Source organism: Apibacter sp. B2966 (genome assembly GCF_011082485.1).
Classification (GTDB): domain Bacteria; phylum Bacteroidota; class Bacteroidia; order Flavobacteriales; family Weeksellaceae; genus Apibacter.
On record NZ_CP049714.1, the window covers coordinates 1,740,152 to 1,760,617 of the forward strand.

Sequence of the window (20,466 nt, forward strand, 5' to 3'; positions counted from 1 at the left end):
TGTAATTATCTTATACATAGAGAGTATAATTTTATTATTTAGAAAATAAGTATTACATTTGTAAAGTTTTTGGGATTTAAAAGATTATTAAAAGCCTATCTACAAGGGCTTTTTTTTGTACTTTATTCTTAGAAAAAATAGTATAGTAAATTATTGTTAAGATTTAGTTGTTTATTAGAGGGTGTTATTATGGCATTGGAAGAGAAAGTAAATGTATTATTAGAAGAATTTCTTCAAACTAGAGCAGATTTGTTTTTAATATCTTGTAAAGTTTCTCAAACTAATAAAATAGAAGTTACCATAGACGGAGACGAAGGAGTTTCTGTGCAAGATTGTTTAGATTGCAGCAGAGCAATTGAAAATAACTTAGACAGAGAAGAAGAAGATTTTGAATTGTCAGTCTATTCTTACGGTATAACCAATCCTTTATTATATCCAAGACAGTATGTGAAAAATAAGGGAAGGGATCTACAGATTATTACTATAGAAAATAGAGAGCTAAATGGAACTATAGTTGATGCAGACGAAGAAAAAGTAGTTCTTACATGGAAGGAAAGAAGGGCTAAAGAAGTAGGTAAAGGAAAAGTAACTATAGAAGTCAAAGAAGAAATATTTTACAGCAATATAAAAAGAGCAACAATTAATATAAAATTTTAATTTAAATTAGAACGGACCGATGGATAGTATAGAGTTAATAGAATCATTTGCAGATTTTAAAGACGAGAAAAATATAGATAGAATTACTTTAATGGCAATCGTTGAAGAATCAATGAAAACCGTTTTAAGAAAGAGATATGGTTCAGATGATCATTTTGATGTTATTGTTAACCCGGATAAAGGGGACTTGGAGATATATTTAAATAGAAAAATCGTTGAAGATGAAATGTCTGAAGATGATTTGTTAGAAATAGAAATCAGTGAAGTTAGAAAAATTGATCCAAGTTTTGAAGTTGGAGAAGAATATACCCAAAAGATTGAATTAAACGAATTAGGAAGAAGAAATATTCTTGCATTCAAACAAGTATTGAACACAAAAATAGCCGAATACGATAACTCTAATTTATATGAAAAATTCAAATCAATAGAAGGAGAAATTGTAAGCGGAGAAGTCCATTATATTCGTCATAAGCAGGTTATCTTAATGGATGAAGATCAAAATGACATGATACTTCCCAAAGAAAATCAAATACCATCCGATTTCTTCAGAAAAGGAGAAACCGTAAAAGCCGTGGTAGAAGAAGTAGGCTTTAAAGGAGGAAAACCATTAATTATCCTTTCAAGAACTTCACCTAAATTTTTGGAAAAACTGTTTGAATTTGAGATTCCTGAAATATATGATGGATTAATTACCATTAAGAAAACAGTTCGTATACCGGGAGAAAAAGCCAAAGTAGCAGTAGAATCTTATGATGACAGAATAGATCCGGTGGGAGCATGTGTCGGTATGAAAGGTTCTAGAATCCATTCAATTGTAAGAGAATTAAGAAATGAAAATATAGATGTAATCAGTTATACCAACAATCAGCAATTATTTATCCAAAGAGCGTTAAGTCCCGCAAAAGTATCTTCCATGGAACTAGACGAAGAAAACAAACATGCAGTAGTTTTCTTAAGACCGGAAGAAGTATCTAAAGCGATAGGTAAAGGAGGACAAAATATTAAATTAGCTAGTTGGTTAACAGGATATGAGATTGATGTACGAAGAGATGAGCCGGAAGAAGAAGATATTGAATTGACAGAATTTTCCGATGAAATAGAAAGCTGGGTTATTGAAGAATTGAAAAAAGTAGGATTAGATACAGCACGATCTGTATTAGAAAAAGATGTAAATGATTTATTAGAACTTACGGATTTAGAAGAAGAAACCATTATAGATGTGATCCGTATTTTAAAAGAAGAATTTGAAGAATAATGTAAATTTCTTTCAATAAATTATCATATTTGTAAAAAAAATAGAATAACAACAAAGTATAATATGTCGGGTATTCGATTAAGTAAAGTATTAAAAGACCTTAATATCTCTCTTGACAGAGCAGTAGAATATTTACATTCTCAAAATGTCGGGATTGAGAAAAACCCTAACGTAAAGTTAGATCAAAAAGCGTATCAGCTCTTAGTTACTGAATTCTCAGAAGATAAAATGAAAAAAGATGCGTCTTTAGATGTGGTCATAAACAAAATTCCGGAAAGAAGAAAGGAAGAGAAGGTGGAGCAACCGGAAATATTTAAGGTTAAAGCCGATGAAATAGCTGCACCTAAAACAATAGGTAAAATAGACCTAGATGCTCATAGAAAGACTAAAAAAGATTTTAGAAAAGAGAAAGAAAAAGAAGAAGAAAAAGAAGAAGAAAAAGTAACTTCCTCTCAAAATGTTGAGCAAAAAGAAGCTAAACCTGTAGAAGAAAAAAAATCGGGTATTAAAATAGTTGGAAAAATATCTCCTGAAGACCTACAAAGAGCTAAGGAACCTACACATCCGGTTAAAAAACAGAAAGAGAAAAATGCAGAAGAGCAGCCGAAACAGGAAATCAAAGAAGAAAAAAAATCAGAAAAACCACAGGTCGTTTCTTCTCCACCGGTAGTTGAGGAGAATGAAAAAAAATCACAAGACGAAGAACCTGAAAAGTTAGAAACCCAATACCAAAAGTTGGACGGACCTAAAATTACAGGTCAAAAGATTGATTTAACACAATTTCAAAAACCTAAAAAAGTCAATAAAGAAAATTCAAATTCTGAGAAAAAGAAAAGAAAAAGAATTGTTAAAGACTCTAAAGTTGATGTAAATGCGGTTGCTAAATCAATAAACAACAACGGAGATAAAAAGGGCGGATCAGGTCAAGGACAAAATAAAAACTTTAAAAAAGGCGGAGGAAACAGACGTCCAAATTCAGGCGGAGGAAACAGAAATGTTCGTCCGGCAGAATTAACGGATGAACAAGTAAAAAATCAAATAAAAGAAACCTTAGAAAAATTAACCTCCAAAGGAGGAAAATCTAAAAGTTCAAAATTCAGAAGAGATAAAAGAATTCAAAGAAGAGAGCAAGAAGCTGAATTACACGAACAAGAAAGAAAAGATAACACCCTAAAAGTAACTGAGTTTATCACTGTTAACGAGTTGGCGAGTCTAATGAATGTTGCAGCAACTGAAATTATTTCTGCATGTTTTTCTTTAGGTGTTATGGTAACCATGAATCAACGGTTAGATGCTGATACCATGGTATTGGTAGCCGATGAGTTTGGTTATAAAATTGAATTTACCGATTCTGAAGTAGATGATTCTGCTATTGAAGAAGAACAAGATAAAGAAGAAGATTTGGTTACAAGAGCTCCAATCGTTACAGTGATGGGACATGTGGACCACGGAAAAACTTCTTTGCTGGATTATATAAGAAATACCAATGTAATTGCCGGTGAATCCGGAGGGATTACACAACATATAGGGGCTTATAATGTTAAGCTTTCCAATGGGCAAAAAATCACATTTTTAGATACTCCCGGACACGAAGCCTTTACCGCCATGCGTGCAAGGGGTGCTCAAGTAACCGATTTAGCAATTATCGTAGTTGCAGCAGATGATAATGTGATGCCTCAAACCAAAGAAGCAATCAGTCACGCTCAAGCAGCGGGAGTTCCTATGATATTTGCAATTAATAAAATTGATAAGCCTAATTCCAACCCTGATAAAATCAAGGAAGAATTATCGCAAATGAACTTATTAGTAGAAGATTGGGGAGGTAATATTCAATCCCAAGAAATTTCCGCTAAGTTTGGAACCAATGTTGATATTCTGCTTGAAAAAGTATTATTAGAAGCTGAAATATTGGAATTAAAAGCCAACCCTAACCGATTATCTAATGGAGTGGTTATTGAAGCAGCCTTAGATAAAGGAAGAGGTTATGTATCAACCATATTAGTACAAAATGGGACTTTACGAGTTGGAGACTACATTTTAGCGGGAAAAAATCACGGTAAAGTAAGAGCTATGATGGATGAAAGGGGAAAACCAATGAAAGAAGCAGGTCCATCAGTTCCCGTTACGGTTTTAGGTTTAGATGGAGCGCCAACTGCAGGGGACAAATTTAGGGTATTTGAGGATGAGAAAGAAGCAAAACAAATTGCTAACAAACGAGAGCAATTAATCAGAGAACAATCCATAAGAACTCAAAAACATATCACCTTAGATGAAATTGGAAGAAGAATTGCGTTAGGTGATTTTAAAGAATTAAACATTATCCTAAAAGGAGATGTAGATGGTTCAGTAGAAGCACTAACAGATTCTTTACAAAAATTATCTAATGATCAGATACAAATCAATATCATCCACAAAGGAGTTGGACAGATTACAGAGTCTGATATCTTATTAGCAGCAGCTTCAGATGCCATATTAATTGGATTTAACATTCGTCCAAACCAAAGTGCCAGAGAATTAGCAGAAAGAGAAGAAATCGAAATTAGAACCTATTCCATTATCTACGACGTAATTAACGATGTTAAAGAAGCTATGGAAGGTATGCTTTCTCCTGAAATCAGAGAACAAATTATTGGAAATGTTGAAATCAGAGAAACCTTTAAAATTTCCAAAGTGGGTACTATTGCCGGATGTATGGTTTTAGATGGAACTATTAACAGAAACTCTAAAATTCGTATCATTAGAGAAGGTATAGTAGTATATACCGGTGAGCTTGAAAGCTTAAAAAGATTTAAAGATGATGTAAAAGAAGTAAGCAAAGGATACGAATGTGGATTGAATATTAAGAATTATAATGATATTCAGATAGGTGATTTATTGGAAGTATACGAAGAAGTAGAAGTTAAGAAAAAATTGAAGATTTAAATTTTAAAATTATACATAACTAATATAAAAGCTGTATGAAATTTCATACAGCTTTTTTTATTTCCCAACCATCTTATATTATAGTGTTCTTTCAAAGAATTAAGTATAATTTTTTCATTATTTAATATATATGTAATAATTTAACTATATTTATAACAAATAGCTATTATTTTAAGATAATTTAATATTATTTTTGGATATATTAAAAAAATGTTAGAATTTTGTTGTTTAACTAAGTATATATTATTGTATGAGGAAAGAACTTAAAATTTTAAGTGTGCTAGGATTGTGCTTATCCGGTCAATTTGCTTTTGGGCAAATTAAAGGAAATGTACAAGAGGCTGATGGTGAACCTGCCATAGGAGCAAAGGTCGAAATTAAGGGAACGAATACTTTTACAAGAACCGATGATGACGGTAATTTTGAATTATCAGCAGGAAAAGTTGGGGATGTTTTAGTAATTACGAATTTAGAAGAAGAATCTGAAGAAGTAATAGCAAAAGATGATTTAGCATTTAAATTTTCTAAAAAAATCGAGAAAAAAGACGAAAAGGAAATTGAAGAAGTAGTTGTTTTAGGATTCGGTAGAATAAGAGATGCTAAAGATGTGGTAGGAACAGCATCTGTGGTAAAAGGATCTGACATATCAAATGCCCCGATTGCATCATTTGATAAAGCCTTAGCAGGAAGAGTTTCAGGTTTATCAGTAAACTCCTCTACAGGTCAGCCGGGTGGACTTGCACAAATAAGATTGAGAGGAGTTACCTCTGTGAACGGAAATAACAATCCGATTTACATCATTGACGGGGTAAGAATTTCTTCAGGTAATTTAACCAATAATCGTAACAAATCCGAAACAGACCCTTCAACGAATGTTTTAGCAACCATAAATCCCAATGATATAGAATCCTATACAGTCTTAAAAGATGCAGCAGCTACCTCTTTGTATGGTGCTGATGCAGGAGCGGGGGTTATTGTGATAACTACCAAAAAAGGAAAAAACGGGAAAGCTAAATTTTCAGTTGACCTGGAAAGAGGTTTTGGAAAAAAAGCGGTAAAAGGCCCAAAATCAATCACTCCGGGAACATGGAACAGAGTTTTAACAGAAGCGGTTAAAAATAAAAGAAATTTAACAGAACAAGAAGCCATCGATTATATAAACAATGAATTGGCTCCAAAAGAAACCACTTTGCCGTTATGGGATGGTAAAACTGAGGTTCCTGATTGGACTAAACTTGTGGAAAGAGATTATACCTCTCAAAACAGCCTAAATATTGGAGTAACCGGAGGTTCAGATAAATTAAAATATGCTTCCTCTCTTAATTATTTCTCACAAGAAGGTACTGTAAGAAGTACAGACTTTGATAGAGTTAGTGGGAGATTAGCAACTGATTATAAAGCTACAGATCAATTAACCATCCGTACAGATATCAATGCGGCTTATACCAAACAAAATAGTGTTTTAAACGGAGGATATTTTTCAAATCCGTTATTAACTAAATATTTTATGCTGCCAACTGACCCTGCTAAAAATCCGGATGGAAGTTACAATTTAGGAGAAGGCGGAAGAATGTTTAACGGTATGTTTAATGCCGCGTATTTATTGGAAAATAACTACATAACCACTAAAACAGCCAGAGTTTTTGCTAATATACAAGGTGAGTACAAGATTATTAATAATTTAAGGTATGTGATAAATTTTGCACCGGAGTATATAAACATGGAAAGAGATAAATATGATAATCCAATTCATGGAGACGGAGCTAATACAAACGGAAGAATGATTAATGAAAGAGTGCGATATTTTAACTGGAATGTTCAGAATATTTTAAATTACTTTTTCACAGTAGGAGAAAACCATCACTTTGATACACGAATTATACAAGAAGCTTATAAAAAAGACTATAAATACTTAAGCACTTCAAATACTACATTAGGAAGACTGGGGTTATATTCTACAGATAATTTTGTTAAAAATGAAGAAACCACCGGAAATGGCTATATCGCTACAAGAAATGCATATGCAGCGAATGTAAGTTACGATTACAGTAAAAAGTATTTTCTGGACGGAACGATAAGAAGAGAAGCATTAAATAACTTTGGTTCAGGTAATAAATGGGGGACATTCTGGTCTGTAGGAGCGGCTTATGATATTTCCAATGAAAGATTTTTAATCGGATCATCCATTGATTTGTTAAAAATCAAAGCATCATATGGAGAATTAGGAAATCAATTACTATATGACGATTTAAATTCATTTGCACAATATGGATATGATTTAAATTATAATGATGCTGCGGGAGGATATATCTATCAATTAGGATATAAAGATTTCACTTGGGAAAAAATCAGACAGTTTGATGCAGGTTTCGAAACAGAATTTTTTAATCACAGATTGAATTTTTCAGCTTCATACTTTCACAAAAAGACAAAAGATTTAATATTCCCTAAAGGTATATCATTAACCACAGGATTCTCTACTGTATTAGTTAATGCCGGAGATATGGTAAACAAAGGGATTGAATTAGATTTAGGAGGAACAATAATCAAATCAGATACCCCTGACGGGTTCAACTGGTATCTATCCGGTAATTTCACTTACGTAAAAAATGAAGTAACAAATCTTCCGTTAGGTGAATCCATCACAGGAGTAAATATTGTTAGAAAAGGAGAAGCCGTAAAAAGTTGGTATATGAGGAAATGGGCGGGAGTTAACCCTACTACAGGAGAAGGACAATGGTATGTAAATGGAAAAGGAGGAGAAGTAACTACCGATTATAATAAAGCAGAAAGAGCCGTTCAAGGAACTACACTTCCAAAATACATGGCAGGGCTTTCAACAGATCTATCTTATAAAAGAATATCTTTATCTGCAACCTTCAGTGGTAATTTCGGACATAAAATATATGATGGATGGAGAAATTACACTACCAGTGACGGACAATATATACATATATATGGAGGATATGAAGAACAAGGCGATTTCTGGACGCCGGATAATCCTCATGCTTCGAATCCAAAACCAATACTTACCAATTCTTCAAAATCCAACTATTCATCAACCAGATTTTTATATGATGGCGATTTCATCAGATTAAGAGACTTAACCATCGGATATACTTTTTCAAAATCAGTATTAGATGATATAGGATTAACTAACCTTAAAATATATCTACGAGGAACCAATATTTGGACCTATTGTTTTGACAGTAAAGTAAGGCATCTGAAAATAGAACCTGAACAAAATGTCAATGGAGGAGGAAGTAACTTTGAACAACCTATATTAAAAACATTTACTGTTGGAGTTAATGTTGGATTTTAAAAATTAAGAAGATAACCATGAAAAAGATTATATTATTAGCAACTGTTTTATCATCATTAATTTCAACCGTATCATGCTCAGATGATTTTACAGACCCGCAATTGCAACAAACCGATGTAATAGATGAAACGCCCATTACTACTTTGGGTCAGCTGGAAACATTTATGAACGGAACTTATGCCTTAATGAGATCCCAATATTATTACGGATGTAATTATGTAGTTTTCGGAGAAGTTAGAGGAAGTGATGAAATGTTCTCAACAGGCTCTTCCGGAAGATATCAGACAGTTTCTCAATTTACCATGAATGCAACCGACAGTTATGCAAGTGAAACATGGAAAAGAATCTATCGAGTAATATCCAATGCAAATATCGTCATAAACGCAACTATAACAGATGGAACTCCGGAAGAAAAAATTGACGAAATTAAATCACAAGCCTATGCAATCCGAGCTTGGGCATATTTCGATCTCATAAAATTGTTTGGACAAAAATATACACAAGACAAAAATTTAGGTGTTCCCTTAATTTTAGATAATACAACCAACCCGGCAACATTCGCTGTATCAAGAGCAACCTTAGATGAATGTTATGCTCAAATCGAATCTGATTTTCAACAAGCCTATGAAAAATCAGTATATAACATTGATGTTAAACAAAAATTAACTAAAGGAGCGATAGCCGGATTAATGTCGAGATACTATTTATACAAAGAAGACTATACTAATGTATATAAATATGCCGGTGAAGTTACGGCTCAATATGCACCAATTGACAAAGGTTTATATGTAACCAGTTGGAGAATAGAAGGGCTTAACTCAATATTTGAATTAGCTTATGGCGTTGCAGGGGCTATTGGTACTTCAAGTGTAGGTTATATTTTTTCATCAGAAGGATATGCCAATACCCGATTAAACCCAAGTTTAGTTGCAGCATACGACCCTGAAGATATCAGAGCTAAAATCAAAAAAGATAGTAAAGACAAAACCGGAATGTTGCGTCAAAATTCATCCAAAAATGCAACCTATATTGAAGGTAAATATCCGTTATTAACAGGAGAATCAAATCAAAAGTTAGTTAGATATGAAGAAATAGCCTTAAATCAGGCAGAAGCCATATTAATGGGAGGAGGAGGTTCTACTGCTGAAGCCTTAGAATTAGTAAACGGCATTAGAGCTCAAAGAGGAATTACTCCATTAACAACAATAACCATGGATGATGTAAAAGAAGAGAGAAGAAAAGAATTAGTAGGAGAAGGATTCAGGGTTTGGGATTTGTTAAGATGGAATAAAACCTTAACAAGAATAGACTTAACAGGAGAACAAGATATTACTTTCCCAGTTGGAGACTTCAGATTAGCTTTTCCGATACCGCAATCCGAAATAGATAATAATGCCGGAATGAACAAAGATCAACAAAATAAAGGGTATTAATAGATTATATACACAAAAAACCACCTTATTTAAGGTGGTTTTTTTATAGATAGCATTTTAATAAACACCAAAATAATTTTAAATACAGAACGTAAATAATGATATTCGGCATTATTTTAACAGATATTAAGAATAATATAACATATAGAGTAAACAGTCGGTTTTTTTGCCGTTTTTTTATTTTTATATTTGCATATTGTTTACGTACATGAGTAGAATTAGAATATATTTTATCTGTTTATTTTCAAGCATAGTTTCAATATTTTCTTTTGCTCAGGTTTCAGAAGGGAACACAAACGAAATGCCTGTAACAAACAGTAAAACTATCTCTTCTGATTCAATTAAAATTTATAACCCAACCATACAATCCTATAAATATTGGACGGAAGACCATCCGAAAAAAATCTTTGATACCATTTTAACTATAGATAAATACTATAGCAATAGAATGTACAATCACAAAGATAGTTTTGGCGCCATGCCGTTTTCCAATATAGGACATACTTTTAATCCTTTATTATTTTCAACTAAAATTAACTCAGGAATAGATTTAATTCCTACGGGAAAATCTTTTAACCTAATAGAAGCTGATGAAGTAAGATATTTTGATGTTCAGACCCCGATGACCGAATTCCAATACAACAATGGATATAAACAAGGCCATTCATTATCAAGTTTATTTACACATAATATCAATTCAAGGCTAAATTATTCCATACAATACAGAGGATTACGTTCAGAAGGAAAATATTTAGAACAATTAGCTTCCAATAATTCACTTTTATTCACACTTGCCTATCATACCAAAAATCAAAAATATAATTTGTGGACTCACTATATAACAGCTAATGTAGACGATGAAGAAAACGGAGGAATTCAATTTCCAAAAAATTTCGAAGATGGAGACAGCCGATTTAAAGATCGGGACCGAATGGAAGTAAACCTTACAGGAGCGCAATCAAAATATGGAAGAAGAAGATTTTATGTCGGTCAACAATTAGGAATACTTAATTCGGGACATAACACCTATCCGTTATCTATAAAAAATATTTTTTCGGCAGAATCTTCCCACTTTACCTATGAAGAATTTAAAAATCTAAATACCTATTTTTCAGATAAACAAGGTATTTTTGATGTAGACAATTTGAAAAGTCATTACAACACCAAAAAACTTAGAAAGATTACCAATCAATCCATGGCAGTTTTTGATTGGAGCGATAAATTACATTTGGAAACAGGACTTAAATATGAACATTTAGAATTTAATTTTGACCGAATAGTAGATCCAAGTATTTCCTTTCCTAAAAATCTTAAAGACAATCGAGTGGGAATAGCCGGAAAACTTGCATTTAACTGGAAGAAAGAAATTGTTTTAAAATCACAAGGAGAGGCAATGACGGGAGATGAATTTAAAAATTCGTATTACTTAGACAATCATTTAATAGTCAGTCCTTTAAAAGATTATTATTTAGAAGCTAATGTAGGAGTTAAATCTCAGATACCGTCATTAAACTTGCTGTATAATCAAAGTTTTTATAAATCCATGAATTATTTTATGGATGACCCGAAAAAAGAAAGAACAGTTCAAGCGGGAGGAGAATTACATATAAAACCTTATAATACAAGAGTTTTTACACAATTTTATAATATAAAAAATTATACCTATTTAGATAGTGATTATCTTCCTAAACAAGCCGGTTCTTCAGTGGATGTAGTACAAGTAGGTTTGAAAAACAGTTTTCAATATAAAAAATTCCATTTGGAAACTAATTTAGCTTATCAAAATGTTACCGGTAATAAACAACTCTTACCCTTGCCGGATTTCATTGGTAGAGCAACCATTTATTACCAATCAAAAGCATTTAAAAATAATGCAGAATTCCAATTAGGGTTAAATGCTTATTACTTTAATAAATTTCAATCCAGACTCTTTTTACCGGTAACCAACGAGTTTAGATTACAATCAAAAACAGAAAATTATAATATCGGAGAATATCCCGTATTAGATTTATTTCTGCATTTTAAAGTCAAGAGAATGTTGATTATACTGGAAGGGCAACATTTTAACTCCAGTTTTAGTGGTTACAAATTCTACAGTTCACCTCTCAATCCATATACAGATTTTCGTTTAAATATAGGAATACTCTGGTATATATTCACCTAAAAACCATGAATAAAAATCTTACAATTCCTTTTTTATAAGCGAAATTTTTCATAAATTAGAGTTTACTATTACGTATAAAAAATTAAATTATGAATACTCCTCTTTTTGAAATCGATTTAAAAGTACGAGATTATGAATGTGATGCACAAGGCATCGTAAACAATGCAAATTATCAACACTATTATGAAGTAGGCCGTCATGAATTTCTAGAACATAATGGGCTTGATTTCTATGATTTACACCAAAAAGGAATCGATTTAGTATTAATAAGCATTCATGTACGCTATATGAGTTCACTAAAAGGAGGAGAAAAATTTTTATGTACCATAGATTCATTGGAAAAAGAAGGAATCCGTTATATATTTAATCAAAAAATTATACGCAAGTCCGACAACAAAGTATGTTCTGAAGCAAAAGCAGAAGTAGTAAGTGTAGTTAATGGACGTGTAAGTATGCCGGCGCTATTAGATGAATCATTTGCTAAATATCTTCAAAAATAAACAGAATAAACTCTCATAATTTGAGTATTTTACAAAAATTTAAAAGTAACGGAAAATTACTTTTAACCGGAGAATATACGGTACTGGATGGTGCCGTAAGTTTAGCCGTACCCACTCGATTAGGACAATCTCTTCAAATACACCAAACTCAAGAATTTTCTAATAAATTGGTATGGACTGCCTATAAAAGTGATGGAAAATTATGGTTTAAAACCGTTTTAGATATCAACAGCAATAAAATCGATGAAACGACGAATTTAAATTTTTCAAAACAATTACTCCATATTTTCCAAGAAATACAAAAATTAGGAAGCACGAAATTTGAAAATAAAGTAGGATACGAATGTATAACTCGGTTGGACTTTCCCGAAAATTGGGGCTTAGGAACCAGTTCAACCTTAATCAATAATATAGCACAATGGACAAAAGTAAATCCCTATAAATTATTAGAAAAAACTTTTGGAGGAAGCGGTTATGATATAGCCTGTGCCGAAGCCCATACACCTATTACCTATCAACTAAAAGAAAATGAAGTAAAGAAAATTGAAAAGGTAGAAATATCTTCCGCAATAACGGAAAATCTTTTATTTATTTATTTGAATCAAAAACAAAATTCAAGAGAAGGAATACAGCATTATAAACAAAAAACGAAGTCGGAACATCTCATAGATGCCATTTCAAATATAACCCGAGAAATTATTGACCCAAAAATTACCTTTAATCAATTTAGGATTCTTATTTCAGAACATGAACAATTGATTTCAGAGTTTATCAATATAGATACAGTAAAAAAAGTTTTATTCAGTGATTATCCGGGGTTTGTTAAGAGTCTGGGAGCTTGGGGAGGAGATTTTATTATGGCCGAAAAATTAGAATGTTCGGAAACCTATTTTCAAAACAAAGGATATGAAGTAATCAAAAGTTACAAGGATCTTATACTATAACATTTAAAATTTCAGTATTTCATGAAATTTACTTACACTTAATTGAAAGAAATGGAAAATTTATAGCTGAGAATTATTTGGTTGCTTAATGGTTTGATATATAATTGCTTAGGTTGGTGGTTGGTAAGGATATGTAATTTAGAGTTTTGAAAAAATTGATACTTATATTTTTTATGAATATCTTTACATAACCAAAAGTTTAAACCCAAAACGATGTTAAAAATAGGGGATAAGATTCCTGATTTTGAAGGACTTGACCAAGAAGGAAAAATAATTAAATATTCAGATTTTAAAGGAAAAAAACTTATCATATATTTTTATCCCAAAGCAAATACTCCGGGTTGTTCAGCTGAAGGATGTAATCTTAGAGATAATTATGCAACTCTTCAAAAAGAAGGCTATCAAATCATAGGAATAAGTAAAGATTCAGTAGATAAACAAAAATCATTTCATGATAAATATTCATTTCCTTTTCCGCTTATAGCAGACGTTGATAAAAAAATAATAGAATCATTTGGAGCATGGGGTAAGAAAAAATTTTTGGGAAAAGAATACGAAGGCATCTTACGATATACCTATATAGTTGATGAAAATGGAATAATTAAAAAAATTATTACCAAAGTAAAAACAAAGAATCATGCAGAGCAAATCCTTAAAACTATGAATCTTTAAGATAAACATTAGTTAACTTAGATATTTCGTAAACAACGAATATTTTAAAGGATTAAAACAATTGAAAAATTAAATATATATAAAAAGTAAAACAAATAATGGCAGAAAAAGAAAGCAAAGACGCAAACAATTCAGAAGCAAAGAAGAAGGCGTTGAATCTAATTTTAGACAAATTAGACAAGACCTATGGTAAAGGATCAGTCATGCGAATGGGAGATAAGCCTGTTGAAGAAGTAGACACCATTCCTACCGGATCTTTCGGTTTGGATTTGGCTTTAGGGGTCGGAGGCTATCCACGAGGAAGAATTATTGAAATATTTGGTCCGGAATCATCGGGTAAAACAACACTTACGTTACACGCAATAGCAGAAGCTCAGAAAAAAGGAGGAATAGCAGCATTCATTGATGCAGAACACGCATTCGATCCAACCTATGCTCAACGTCTGGGCATCAATTTGGACGATCTGATTATTTCTCAGCCGGACGATGGAGAACAAGCATTGGAAATCGCCGATAATCTGATTCGATCAGGTGCTATTGACATTGTAGTTATCGATTCAGTAGCAGCATTAACTCCTCGAGCAGAAATAGAAGGAGAAATGGGAGATTCTAAAATGGGTCTTCATGCACGACTAATGTCTCAGGCTCTTAGAAAACTAACCGCTACCATTAGTAAAACTAAATGTACCGTAATATTTATCAATCAGCTTAGAGAAAAAATTGGAGTAATGTTTGGAAACCCGGAAACAACTACCGGAGGAAATGCATTAAAATTCTATGCTTCAGTCCGAATTGATATACGTAAATCAGGCTCACCGATCAAGGATGGTGATAATGCAATAGGAAGCAGAGTGAAAGTAAAAGTAGTTAAGAATAAAGTAGCCCCACCATTCCGTCAAACAGAATTCGATATTATGTACGGAGAAGGAATTTCCAAAGTTGGAGAAGTCCTGGATTTAGGAGTTGAAATGGGAATTGTCGGAAAATCCGGATCCTGGTTCAGCTATCAAGATACAAAACTTGGACAAGGAAGAGATTCTGTTAAGCAGTTATTAAAAGATAATCCGGAACTATTAGAGGAAATTGAAACCCGCATTAAAGAAAAATTGGCGGAACAATAATATGTAAAATAGTTATTAATTATAACACTCATAAAAAAACGATGAATTTCTTGAAATTCATCGTTTTATTTTTTTATAAGAATAAAGTATTTTTTAAATTAGAAACTTAATATCCGAAACCACTTTACAAATCTTACCAAAACGGATAATAGAATTTTTTAATTAAATAAAAATACCATACAATATGTGTAAATTTAATTTAAACCGATAATTCAGTTATTAATTCCGATTAAAAGATTTTTAATCTTAAATCCATTCATTAATATGCTCTCCGGTTCCCATTTTAATACTCTTAGCAGAAATAGTAAAAGTTTCCGTAAGAGGAGATTTACCGTAAGAATCAAAATTTTCTTTATATTTCACAACATATCCATCAAAAAAATATAATTCTTTTAAAGTAGAATTGTTGTCTCTTTTAATGAATACTATTTTACCATCTTTTCTTTCAAAGCTATTTGTCATCCACTCAAAAATATCAGTTTCACCGGTAGATTCAATTGAAACTTCAATCCTTCCCCCTCTGGTTTGAGAAGAAGGGCGACCGGTCGGATCTGTTTCCTGAGCTAAAGAGTAATTAATATTCAAAACATTATATGATTTCCCTTCTACTTCTAATTTCGCTTTAAATGACATAGTGATTGTTTTACGATTATCTTAATAAAATTGTGTTAATTGAATTTATAACGCAAATATAGTACATGAAAGTTGTCTTATTTTTAAATTAATGTTAAATTAATTGTAAAATATAAAAATATTAATATATCTTATTTTCAGTAAAAAACTCCGATGGATATTAATTTTTCAAAAATCAATTGATAATATCGAATCTTCCTATGCGTTTTAAGGTATAAAATACTAGATAATTTATGTTTATAATTTATTAATAACAAATTATAATGCAATTTATGCAATAATTTATATTTATAATTATTACTTTTATAACTTAAAAAATTCTGAGTAAAAATTATGTGGAAAAGTGAATACTGTAAAAAAGGATTATATGATCCGGAATTTGAGCATGACGCGTGTGGAGTAGGTATGATAGTCCACACCAAAGGTGTCAGATCCCATTCAATTGTTGAAAACGGACTTCAAGTTTTAGAAAATATGACCCACAGAGGAGCTGAAAGCGCCGATAATAAAACCGGAGATGGAGCCGGAATTATGGTGCAAATACCTCATGAATTTGTTCTTCTTCAAGGAATAGCAGTTCCGGAAAAGGGCAGATATGGGAGCGGGTTGTTATTTTTCCCTAAAGAAAAAGAAGAAGAAAAAAAGGCATTTGAATTACTGTCCGAATTAATCAAAAAAGAAGGATTAAGTTTTTTAGCCTTGCGGGATGTACCTGTTAATAGTGATATACTTGGAGAAATATCAATGGCAAATGAGCCGATTATAAAGCAGATATTCATAAAAGGAGAAGAATATTCACAAGAAGTATTAGAACTGAAACTGTATTTACTTAGAAAAAAATTTGAAAAAGCATTATTAGAATCAGATATAAAAAATAAGCGCGGGTGTTACATAGTAAGTTTGTCAACCAAAACCATTGTATATAAAGGAATGTTGACATCTTTACAACTAAGACATTATTTTCCTGACTTATTACATCCTAATTTTACCAGTGCTATTGCTTTAGTTCATTCAAGGTTCAGTACCAATACTTTTCCAACCTGGGATTTAGCTCAGCCTTTTCGTTTAGTCGGGCATAACGGTGAAATCAACACCATCAAAGGAAACAGGTTGTGGATGGAAGCACGTGAAAGCGTTTTAAAATCAGAAAAAATAGGAAATATAGAAGATATATGGCCGATTGTGCAGCAGGGAATGAGCGACAGTTCATCTTTTGATAATGTATTAGAATTTTTAGTAATGTCTGGCAAGTCCTTGCCCCATGCATTGGCCATGATGGTTCCGGAATCATGGAATGATAAAAATCCGATCTCATCCGAACTGAAAGCCTTCTATGAATACCACAGCATTCTTATGGAACCGTGGGACGGACCGGCGACCATTTTATTCAGTGACGGGCGATATGCCGGGGGATTGTTGGATAGAAATGGATTACGTCCCGCACGATATCTCATTACCCATCATGATATGATGGTAGTAGCTTCAGAAACAGGAGTAGTTACCTTTGATCCCTCAGAAATCAGGGAAAAAGGAAGATTAAAACCAGGAAAAATGGTATTAATTGATACTGTAAATGGTAGTGTTCAGTATGATAAAGAATTAAAAGAAGAATTAGCAAATGCTTATCCGTATAAACAATGGTTAGATAAAAACAGAATTTCTTTAGATGATATATCTTCGGGAAGAAGCGTGAAATATGAAGTTCCGAATTTGGATGTCATGTTATCAGCATATGGATATTATCGTGAAGATATAGAGAAACTATTAATTCCGATGGCGAAGGACGGAAAAGAACCGGTGGGCTCTATGGGAAACGATACTCCTTTGGCAATATTATCCAAAGAACCCAATCGTTTATTTTCCTATTTCAGGCAACATTTTGCGCAGGTAACCAATCCACCCATTGATCCCATAAGAGAAGAATTAGTAATGTCCCTAGCCGGATATATAGGTTCTTTACATAAAAATATATTAGAGCCCATGCCCGAACATTGTAAAATGGTTGGACTGGCCTATCCCATTATAACCAATAAAGAATTGGATCTGCTCGAAAATTTAGAGTATAAAGGATTTAAATCGACAGTAATTCCTATAACCTTTACGTATCAACCGGATGAGTATGCTTACGGGTTGAAAAAAGGTATTGAAGAACTTTGTAAAACTGCGGAAGAAGCAGTGGACAAAGGAAGCAATTATATTATTTTAAGTGATAGAAAAGCTGACCTGGACCATATAGCCATTCCTTCATTATTAGCAGTTTCTTCTGTCCATCATTATTTGATTAAAAAGAGAAAACGTATGCAAATTGATTTGGTGGTAGAATCAGCAGAACCGAGAGAGGTTATGCATTTTGCCTTATTATTTGGATACGGAGCCAATGCGGTAAATCCATACCTGTCATTTGCCATGTTGAATGATTTGGTTGAAAAAGGAGAAATACAAATGGTATTTTCAACAGCAGAAAGAAATTACATGAAATCCATACATAAAGGATTATTGAAAGTTCTTTCTAAAATGGGAATATCTACCCTTAAAAGTTATATAGGAGCTCAAGTATTTGAGGCGATCGGAATAAGTTCAAAAGTATTGTCTGATTATTTTGGTCACACCATTTCAAAAATAGAAGGTATAGACTTAGAAGACATAGCATACGATACCATCCAATCGTTTAAAGAAGCATTCGAAGGGGCACATGATTCAACCATATACGACAATTTAGGAATGTATGCATGGAGAAAAGGAAGAGAAGCCCATGCTTGGAATCCGGAAACCATCGCAAAACTTCAGATTGCCACACGAACCGGAGATTACAATAAATTTAAAGAATTTACTCAAGAAGTAGACAACAAAGAGGATAAAATATTTATAAGAGATTTTATCGATTATACATCTCAACCCATTGATATAGATTTAGTCGAGCCTGCATCAGAAATTATGAAACGTTTTGTTACAGGTGCTATGTCGTTCGGATCCATCAGTAAAGAAGCACATGAAGCCATAGCGGTTGCTATGAATACGATCGGGGGAAAAAGTAATACAGGAGAAGGAGGAGAACTAAAAGAACGTTTTTCAACTAATGCTAGATCAGCGATCAAACAAGTAGCTTCAGGAAGATTTGGAGTTACAACGGAATATTTAGTAAATGCAGATGAAATTCAAATTAAAGTAGCCCAAGGAGCTAAGCCGGGAGAAGGAGGACAATTGCCCGGATTTAAAGTTGACACAATTATAGCCAAAACAAGACATTCCATACCCGGTATCTCATTGATTTCACCGCCACCTCATCACGATATATATTCTATTGAAGATTTGGCACAATTAATCTATGATTTAAAAAATGTGAATCCAAAAGCTATAATTAGCGTAAAATTGGTTTCAGAAAGTGGTGTAGGAACCATAGCTGCCGGAGTGGCAAAAGCAAAGGCAGATTTAATTTTAATCAGCGGGTGCGACGGAGGAACGGGTGCCAGTCCGTTAAGCTCTATTAAACATGCCGGATTACCACTGGAAATCGGATTAGCTGAAACCCAACAAACATTGGTGTTAAATAATCTTAGAGGTAACATTCGCCTTCAAACAGACGGACAATTAAAAACAGGCAGAGATATTGTCATAGCCGCAATGCTGGGAGCCGAAGAATTTGGTTTTGCAACCAGTGCTTTGATTATTTTGGGCTGCGTTATGATGAGAAAGTGTCATTTGAATACTTGTCCGGTAGGAGTAGCAACTCAAAATGAGCAATTAAGGGGAAAATTTAGCGGTAAAAGTGATTATCTTATAAATTTCTTTACCTTCTTAGCAGAGGAAGTACGAGAACATTTAGCCTCACTGGGATTTACCAAATTAGACGATATTGTGGGAAGAACAGATCTGTTAAAGTCCAAATCCACTCTTCAAAATCCAAGATTTGAAAAATTAGATTTAAGCAGAATATTATATTATCCCGAAAAAAATAAAAATTCTTTAAAACATAATAAACTTCAAGATCATAAAATAGATAAAGTTTTAGATAGAGAATTAATAAACACTTGTCGCAATGCCATAGATCAATCCATGCCCGTATCATTGAAACGTACCATTCAAAATACGGATAGAGCAGTGGGAGCAATGCTGTCAGGAGAAGTGGCAAAAAAATACGGTAACGAAGGATTACCGGATAATACCATTCATTGCACATTTAAAGGATCTGCAGGTCAAAGCTTCGGAGCTTTTTTATCCAAAGGAATCACTTTTACATTAAAAGGGGATGCAAATGACTATTTGGGAAAAGGATTGTCTGGCGGTAAGATTATTTTGTTGCCTCCCGATTCATCTAACTTTATGCCTGAAAACAACATTATAGCGGGAAATACACTTTTATATGGTGCGACCTCAGGCGAAGTATATATTAACGGTCAGGTAGGAGAGCGTTTTTGCGTAAGAAACAGTGGAGCTCTTGCAGTAGTTGAAGGCGCAGGAGATCATTGTTGTGAATATATGACCGGAGGAAGAACGGTAGTGCTGGGTAAAACAGGAAGAAATTTTGCAGCCGGTATGAGTGGCGGTATCGCTTATGTATATAATCCGGATGGCGATTTCGATTACTATTGCAATATGGAAATGGTAGAACTTTCCTTAATTGAAGACATTAGCGATATACGTGAATTAAATGATCTTATTAGCAATCATTACAAACACACTTCAAGCCCACTTGCTAAAAGGTTATTGGATAATTGGATAAACGAAGTAAATTCTTTTATTAAAGTTACTCCAATAGAATATAAAAGAGTTTTGCAAGAAGAAAAAATTCGCGCAATAAATGAGAAAATTTCAAAACTAGAATACGATTATTAAGATATTATAA

General features: G+C 32.8%; 12 protein-coding genes. 11 read left to right on the top strand and 1 reads right to left on the bottom strand.

From position 1 onward, the window contains the following. Positions 1 to 189: 189 nt before the first annotated feature. The 10 genes from rimP to recA all read left to right on the top strand — a co-directional run bounded on the left by rimP (position 190) and on the right by recA (position 14,990). Entirely contained in the window at positions 190 to 657 is a 468-nt protein-coding gene (gene rimP, locus G8C43_RS07550) for a ribosome assembly cofactor RimP (protein ID WP_160542514.1), read from the top strand. Between the two features lie 19 nt (positions 658 to 676). After that, positions 677 to 1,912 (top strand): transcription termination factor NusA, encoded by a 1,236-nt coding sequence (nusA, locus tag G8C43_RS07555; protein WP_105296345.1) that lies wholly within the window; start codon positions 677 to 679, stop codon positions 1,910 to 1,912. 63 nt (positions 1,913 to 1,975) lie between these two features. After that, entirely contained in the window at positions 1,976 to 4,834 is a 2,859-nt protein-coding gene (gene infB / locus G8C43_RS07560; protein ID WP_166005208.1) for a translation initiation factor IF-2, read from the top strand. Positions 4,835 to 5,084: 250 nt separating this feature from the next. Next, positions 5,085 to 8,156 (top strand): SusC/RagA family TonB-linked outer membrane protein, encoded by a 3,072-nt coding sequence (locus G8C43_RS07565; RefSeq protein ID WP_160542512.1) that lies wholly within the window; start codon positions 5,085 to 5,087, stop codon positions 8,154 to 8,156. 17 nt (positions 8,157 to 8,173) lie between these two features. Then, entirely contained in the window at positions 8,174 to 9,589 is a 1,416-nt protein-coding gene (locus G8C43_RS07570) for a RagB/SusD family nutrient uptake outer membrane protein (RefSeq protein WP_166005210.1), read from the top strand. Positions 9,590 to 9,797: 208 nt separating this feature from the next. Then, complete coding sequence (locus G8C43_RS07575; protein WP_166005212.1) at positions 9,798 to 11,753, top strand: putative porin; 1,956 nt, start codon at positions 9,798 to 9,800, stop codon at positions 11,751 to 11,753. Between the two features lie 89 nt (positions 11,754 to 11,842). Further along, positions 11,843 to 12,253 (top strand): acyl-CoA thioesterase, encoded by a 411-nt coding sequence (locus G8C43_RS07580; RefSeq protein ID WP_105296340.1) that lies wholly within the window; start codon positions 11,843 to 11,845, stop codon positions 12,251 to 12,253. A 20-nt stretch (positions 12,254 to 12,273) separates the two neighbouring features. After that, positions 12,274 to 13,197 (top strand): GYDIA family GHMP kinase, encoded by a 924-nt coding sequence (locus tag G8C43_RS07585; RefSeq protein ID WP_166005214.1) that lies wholly within the window; start codon positions 12,274 to 12,276, stop codon positions 13,195 to 13,197. Between the two features lie 213 nt (positions 13,198 to 13,410). Then, on the top strand, positions 13,411 to 13,869 hold the full coding sequence (bcp, locus tag G8C43_RS07590; protein ID WP_166005216.1) for a thioredoxin-dependent thiol peroxidase: 459 nt from the start codon (positions 13,411 to 13,413) through the stop codon (positions 13,867 to 13,869). 98 nt (positions 13,870 to 13,967) lie between these two features. Beyond that, a complete protein-coding gene (gene recA / locus G8C43_RS07595) occupies positions 13,968 to 14,990 on the top strand; it encodes a recombinase RecA (protein ID WP_160542507.1) in 1,023 nt (340 codons plus the stop codon). 246 nt (positions 14,991 to 15,236) lie between these two features. Here the strand turns inward: recA and tssD are convergent, their stop codons facing one another. After that, complete coding sequence (gene tssD, locus G8C43_RS07600) at positions 15,237 to 15,623, bottom strand: type VI secretion system tube protein TssD (protein ID WP_105296336.1); 387 nt, start codon at positions 15,621 to 15,623, stop codon at positions 15,237 to 15,239. Positions 15,624 to 15,956: 333 nt separating this feature from the next. Here tssD and gltB point away from each other — a divergent pair, with 333 nt between their 5' ends. Then, positions 15,957 to 20,456 carry a glutamate synthase large subunit gene (gltB, locus tag G8C43_RS07605; protein WP_166005218.1) on the top strand — a complete coding sequence of 1,500 codons (4,500 nt, stop codon included), beginning with the start codon at positions 15,957 to 15,959 and terminating at the stop codon, positions 20,454 to 20,456. Positions 20,457 to 20,466: the final 10 nt, after the last annotated feature.